This window comes from Pseudomonas sp. PH1b, from assembly GCF_000633395.1.
GTDB lineage: Bacteria > Pseudomonadota > Gammaproteobacteria > Pseudomonadales > Pseudomonadaceae > Aquipseudomonas.
Map to the genome: position 1 here is coordinate 26,980 of NZ_AYMU01000061.1, position 6,051 is coordinate 33,030.

Sequence of the window (6,051 nt, forward strand, 5' to 3'; positions counted from 1 at the left end):
ACGGTGGCGAGGATAGTAGAGGGTAGAGCGTCCGTACGTCACCTTGACGGTTGTCGCAGGGGCGCGCCGCCCCTATTATCGGCAGCTTTCCAGTGGGTTCGTTGAGGGCAGGTTTATGGTCAAGGTCGGTATTGTCGGCGGCACGGGTTACACCGGTGTCGAACTGCTGCGTCTGTTGGCACAGCATCCGCAGGCTCGCGTGGAAGTCATCACTTCGCGATCCGAGGCCGGTCTGGCTGTAGCCGATATGTACCCGAACCTGCGTGGCCACTATGACGGCCTGGCCTTCAGCGTGCCGGACATCAAGACCCTGGGCGCCTGTGACGTGGTGTTTTTCGCCACGCCCCATGGAGTTGCCCACGCGCTAGCTGGCGAATTACTGGCGGCGGGCACCAAGGTCATTGACCTGTCGGCGGATTTCCGCCTGCAGGATGCCGATGAGTGGGCCAAGTGGTATGGCCAGCCCCATGGCGCACCGGAACTGCTGGACGAGGCGGTCTACGGCCTGCCTGAGGTCAACCGCGAGCAAATCCGCAAGGCGCGTCTGATTGCCGTTCCAGGCTGCTATCCGACCGCCACCCAGTTGGGGTTCCTGCCGTTGCTAGAGGCTGGTCTTGCCGATACCAGCCGCTTGATTGCCGACTGCAAGTCCGGCGTCAGCGGCGCGGGCCGTGGCGCGAGCGTAGGGTCGCTGTATTCGGAAACCTCCGAGAGCATGAAGGCCTATGCCGTTAAAGGGCATCGCCATCTGCCGGAAATTCGCCAGGGCCTGCGCCGGGCGTCGGGCAAGGATGTCGGGTTGACCTTCGTGCCGCACCTGACGCCAATGATTCGTGGCATCCACTCGACGCTCTATGCAACGGTTGTGGATAAGTCGGTTGATCTGCAGGCGCTGTTCGAGAAGCGCTATGCCAACGAGCCGTTTGTCGATGTCATGCCGGCCGGCAGCCACCCGGAAACCCGCAGCGTGCGCGGTGCCAACGTGTGCCGGATTGCAGTGCATCGCCCTCAGAACGATGATCTGGTGGTGGTACTGTCGGTGATCGACAACCTGGTCAAGGGGGCTTCGGGCCAGGCCGTGCAGAACCTCAATATCCTGTTTGGCCTGGATGAGCGTCTGGGGCTTTCCCACGCGGGCATGCTGCCTTAAGGGGGGTTGGCGGTTGAGCAGAAGGGCCCGTCTGACGGGCCTTTCTGCGTTATGCGGACAGCTGTACGACTATTGATATACCGTAACAATAGTTGACCGCTTTTCTAGGAGAAGCGGATAATGCGCGTCATTACGCAGTATGGCGGCTTAACGCCGGGAGATAGTCAGCATGAGCGTTGAATCCTTCACCCCCACGGCTTTGCAATTCACTCAAGGTGCAGCGCACAAGGTGAAGACCCTGGTCGATGAAGAGGGTAATGATCGCTTGAAGCTGCGCGTATTCGTTACGGGCGGCGGTTGTTCGGGGTTTCAGTACGGTTTCACTTTCGATGAGGATGTGGCCGATGATGACACCATCGTTGAGCGCGAAGGCGTGAGCCTGGTGGTCGACCCCATGAGTTTTCAGTACCTGGCCGGTGCTGAGGTGGACTACCAGGAAGGCCTGGAAGGTTCGCGTTTCGTGATCAAGAACCCTAACGCCACCACTACCTGTGGTTGTGGGTCTTCGTTCTCGATCTGATCAGTCGGCGAAAGCTTTCTATCCAGCGCCGCAGGGCCTTACGGTCCTGCGGCGTTTTGCTGCCTGGCGATCAGGCAGGATAGATGGCGCCCAAGATTCGCAGGCCACGGGCGCCGGTAACGCTTGGGCGATTGGCGGCGATGCCTTCCAGGCAGCAGTGGGCGAGCCAGGCGAAGGCCATGGCCTCTACCCAGTCAGGATCTATGCCATAAGCTGCGGTGGTGTCGACCCGGGTCCTGGGCAGCAGTGCGGCCAAGCGATTCATCAATGTCAGGTTATGGGCGCCGCCGCCACACACCAGAAGCTCCTGCGTATCGCCTTGGGCAGTCTGCAAGGATTCGACGATGGTCAATGCGGTCAGTTCAAGCAGCGTTGCCTGTACATCCTCAGGAGCCATGCTGGGATGTTGGGCCAGATGTTGTTGCAGCCACTCGAGATTGAAGACTTCGCGGCCAGTGCTCTTGGGGCCGTGGGTGGCAAAGAACGGATCACTGAGCAAGGTCTTCAAAAAACCTGGGACCAGCTTTCCGCTAGCAGCCCATTGGCCGTTGTAATCGAAGTTGTCCCCGCGTTGGATCTGTATCCAGGCATCAAGCAGCACATTGCCTGGCCCACAATCAAAGCCGGCGACCGGTTTGCCGGTTTCGATCAGGCTCAAGTTGCTGAACCCCCCGACATTCAGAACCGCGCGGTTCCCCGTGCGCTGCTGGAACAGGGCTTCGTGAAAGGCCGGGACCAGTGGGGCACCTTGTCCACCTGCGGCTACATCGCGACTGCGAAAGTCACTGACGACGGTTATGCCTGTGAGCTCGGTCAGCAGCGCCGAGTTACCTATTTGTACGGTGAACCCGCGACTGGGTTCATGGCGTACGGTTTGCCCGTGGCTGCCGATGGCGCGGATGTCTTCAGCTTGCAGTTGCTGTTTTTGCAGGAGGTCGTGGATGCCCTCGGACGCCAGCTTGACCCAATGCTGCTGAGCAATGGCAGAGCGGGCGATCTCGTCGGGGCCACTGGCGCACAAGCTCAAGAGCTCGGCGCGCAGGGTTTCAGGCATGGGGATATAGCAGGTGGCGATCAGCTTGATTGTCGGATCTTGTTCAATCAGGGCAATGTCCAGGCCGTCTAGGCTGGTGCCGGACATCACCCCTATGTAGAGCGCCATGACTCAGCGTTTGCTCGAGGCCAGCATGGTGGCCTTTTCCTGGTCCATTCGTGCCATCAGAGGCTGGCTCTGCTGGAGGAAGCGTGTCCGCTCAGCCTTGGCAATAGGATCGGCCATTGGCAGCTTCTGTCCTAGAGGATCGACGTGGACACCATTGACCTGGAACTCATAGTGCAGGTGTGGCCCAGTGGAAAGGCCGGTGGTACCGATGTAGCCGATGACCTGCCCCTGCTTCACCGAGCCGCCTGTCTTGACGCCTTTGGCAAAGCCTTGCATGTGCCCGTACAGCGTACGGTAGGTGTTGCCGTGTTGAATGATCACAGTATTGCCATAGCCGCCGCGACGACCTGCCAGCAGAACCTTGCCATCACCGGCAGCCTTGATAGGCGTGCCCCTTGGCGCGGCATAGTCGACGCCTTTGTGGGCGCGGATCTTGTTCAGGATCGGGTGCTTGCGGCCCATGGAAAAGCGCGAGCTGATGCGGGCAAAGTCCACGGGGGTGCGAATGAACGCTTTGCGCATGCTGTTGCCATCGGCTGTGTAGTAGCTGCTGGAGCCTTGCTTGTTGGTATAGCGAACAGCGGTATAGGTTTTGCCGCGGTTGGTGAAGCGCGCGGAAAGAATATTGCCGGTGCCTACGACTTTGCCGTTGGCGACTTTTTGCTCATAGATCACATCGAACTCGTCACCCTGGCGAATATCCTGAGCGAAGTCGATGTCGTAGCCGAAGACGTTGGCCATATCCATGGTCAGGCTATGGGACAAGCCGGCACGGGAAGCGGATTGTGAAAGCGAGCTGTTGATGACGCCGTGTACATAGGCGGAGCGAACTACCGGTTTGGTGATCACTCGGCTGAAAGTAAAGCCTTTCGGGCCTTTGCTAAGCGTAATGGTTTCAAGGTCGCTGACCTTGCTGTGCAGGTTGTTCAGTTGACCGTCCGGGGTCAGTTCGAACTCAAGCTTTTGGCCGTGTTTCAGTTGGGAAAACTGCTTGGCCTGCTTGTCGCTTGCCAGTACTTCATGCACAGAAGTCGACGGGAGGCCAACTTTCTCGAACAGCGTGGATAGTGTGTCGCCCTTGGTCACCGTGACTTCTCTATGGCCTGGGGCTTTCTGCTCTTCGACGGCCGCGGGCGCAGGTTCGGCCTCTGCAGTTTTCGCGCTGTCTTCGGCGGTATCGTCAATCTGTGCAAAAGGCGAGGCGACAGCCTCATTTGTGGCTTGTTCGACAGTTACAGCGTCTTGATCTTGCTTGAGTTGTTCGACCGGACTTTCCAGGTCAAGGCTCAATGTCGTCTTTTTGGCTTCTACATCACTGGAAGGGAATACCAGAAGAGCCAAGCTGAGTAGGGCCGCGATACCACTTGCGGCGACCAGGTGGCTCTTCGGATAAAGCGGTGGCGCTTTAGACGGTTCGGTGGTCATAGGTAGTTTGACTTTGAAAAGATGAAATGGAAAAGATGAATGACATGATGAAGATGAAATAACTGTATAAAATATAACCAAATCATCTGTGACGCAAGGGCGCGGACGCTCTGCGGCGTGAATGCCCCCGTACGCCGGGCAAAACTTGTAATTAGTCCGTGATCTTGTATGGTTGGTTCCCTTTTGAATCTGAGCCTTGCGGGTCTGTTATGAAGTCGGTTGAAGAGCAGCTAGCGCTGATCAAGCGTGGTGCGGAAGAATTGTTGGTCGAGTCCGAGTTGATCGAGAAGCTCAAGCGCGGCGAACCGCTGCGCATTAAGGCTGGCTTCGATCCGACGGCGCCGGATCTGCACCTCGGGCATACCGTGCTTATTAATAAGCTGCGTCAGTTCCAGGATCTGGGTCATCAAGTGATCTTCCTGATTGGCGACTTCACTGGAATGATCGGTGATCCCAGTGGCAAGAGTGCTACTCGTCCGCCCTTGACCCGTGAGCAGGTCCTGGAAAACGCAGAGACCTACAAGAGCCAGGTTTTCAAGATTCTTGATCCTGCCAAGACCGAGGTGGCTTTCAACTCCACCTGGATGGACAAGATGGGGCCGGCTGACTTTATTCGCTTGACGTCCCAATACACTGTTGCGCGGATGCTTGAGCGGGACGATTTCGACAAGCGCTACTCGACCAATCAACCGATTGCCATTCATGAGTTCCTGTATCCGTTGGTGCAAGGGTATGACTCTGTTGCCTTGCGTGCCGATGTCGAGCTGGGCGGTACTGATCAGAAGTTCAATCTGCTGATGGGGCGTGAGTTGCAGCGTGGGTATGGTCAGGAGGCTCAATGCATCTTGACCATGCCTTTGCTCGAAGGCTTGGATGGCGTCAAGAAGATGTCCAAGTCGCTGGGCAACTATGTTGGCATCCAGGAGGCTCCTGGTGTGATGTACGGCAAGCTGGTCTCTATCCCTGATGCGTTGATGTGGCGTTATTTCGAGCTGTTGAGCTTTCGCTCGATGGATGAAATCAATGCGTTCAAGGTTGATGTTGAGGCTGGTGCCAATCCTCGCGATATCAAGATCAAGCTGGCTGAGGAAATTGTGGCGCGTTTCCATGGTGAGGAAGCTGCTGCGAATGCACATCGTGCTGCTGGCAATCGTATGAAGGATGGCGAGTTGCCGGATGATCTGCCGGAGATCGAGCTCGGTGCTGTAGAGGATATGCCGATCGCGGCCGTGCTTAATAAGGCGGGGCTGGTAAAGAACGCAGCTGTGGCGCGAGACCTCCTGGGGTCTGGTGGTGTGCGTGTGGATGGTGAGGTGGTTGATCGCACCTTTATATGTGCTGTGGGCGAGACCCATGTATACCAGGCCGGCAAAAAAGCATTTGCGCGTATTACGCTTAAATCTGAATAAAGCTGAAAATAGGGGTTGACGGCGAATTATATCTCTCTATAATTCGCCCCACTTCCGGCGCAGTCGAAACGGAAAACTCCTTTAGATTCAACGAGTTACACAGTTTTCGACAGCGGTTATGCTTCAGTTCATCGAAGCCAGAAGCAGTTAATAAGGCAGTGTGTTTTCGCTCTATTAACGATTCGATCCTCTCGGTCGAAAGCGGTGAAAAAGAGGTGTTGACAGCAGCGTGTAACGCTGTAGAATTCGCCTCCCGCTAACGAGAGATCGGAAGCGCAAGTGGTTGAAGTTGTTAAGGATTTCCAAGCGAAACTTTGAAAACTTCTTAAAAAATCACTTGACAGCAAATGAGGCTGCTGTAGAATGCGCGCCTCGGTTGAGACGA

5 protein-coding genes are annotated in these 6,051 nt (G+C 56.6%); 3 read left to right on the top strand and 2 right to left on the bottom strand.

The window, feature by feature from the left end:
* Positions 1-115 precede the first annotated feature (115 nt).
* Together argC and erpA are read left to right on the top strand one after the other, a co-directional pair.
* Entirely contained in the window at positions 116-1,150 is a 1,035-nt protein-coding gene (gene argC / locus U873_RS0133725; protein ID WP_025132431.1) for an N-acetyl-gamma-glutamyl-phosphate reductase, read from the top strand.
* A 169-nt stretch (positions 1,151-1,319) separates the two neighbouring features.
* Positions 1,320-1,670, top strand: a complete 351-nt coding sequence (erpA, locus tag U873_RS0133730) for an iron-sulfur cluster insertion protein ErpA (protein WP_025132432.1) — start codon at positions 1,320-1,322, stop codon at positions 1,668-1,670.
* 70 nt (positions 1,671-1,740) lie between these two features.
* Here the strand turns inward: erpA and U873_RS0133735 are convergent, their stop codons facing one another.
* Both U873_RS0133735 and U873_RS0133740 read right to left on the bottom strand, forming a co-directional pair.
* A complete protein-coding gene (locus tag U873_RS0133735; RefSeq protein WP_025132433.1) occupies positions 1,741-2,832 on the bottom strand; it encodes an anhydro-N-acetylmuramic acid kinase in 1,092 nt (363 codons plus the stop codon).
* A gap of 3 nt (positions 2,833-2,835) precedes the next feature.
* Positions 2,836-4,257 (bottom strand): peptidoglycan DD-metalloendopeptidase family protein, encoded by a 1,422-nt coding sequence (locus U873_RS0133740; protein WP_025132434.1) that lies wholly within the window; start codon positions 4,255-4,257, stop codon positions 2,836-2,838.
* A 209-nt stretch (positions 4,258-4,466) separates the two neighbouring features.
* On the opposite strand from U873_RS0133740, the gene tyrS reads away from it, so the two are divergent.
* On the top strand, positions 4,467-5,666 hold the full coding sequence (gene tyrS, locus U873_RS0133745; protein WP_025132435.1) for a tyrosine--tRNA ligase: 1,200 nt from the start codon (positions 4,467-4,469) through the stop codon (positions 5,664-5,666).
* Positions 5,667-6,051: the final 385 nt, after the last annotated feature.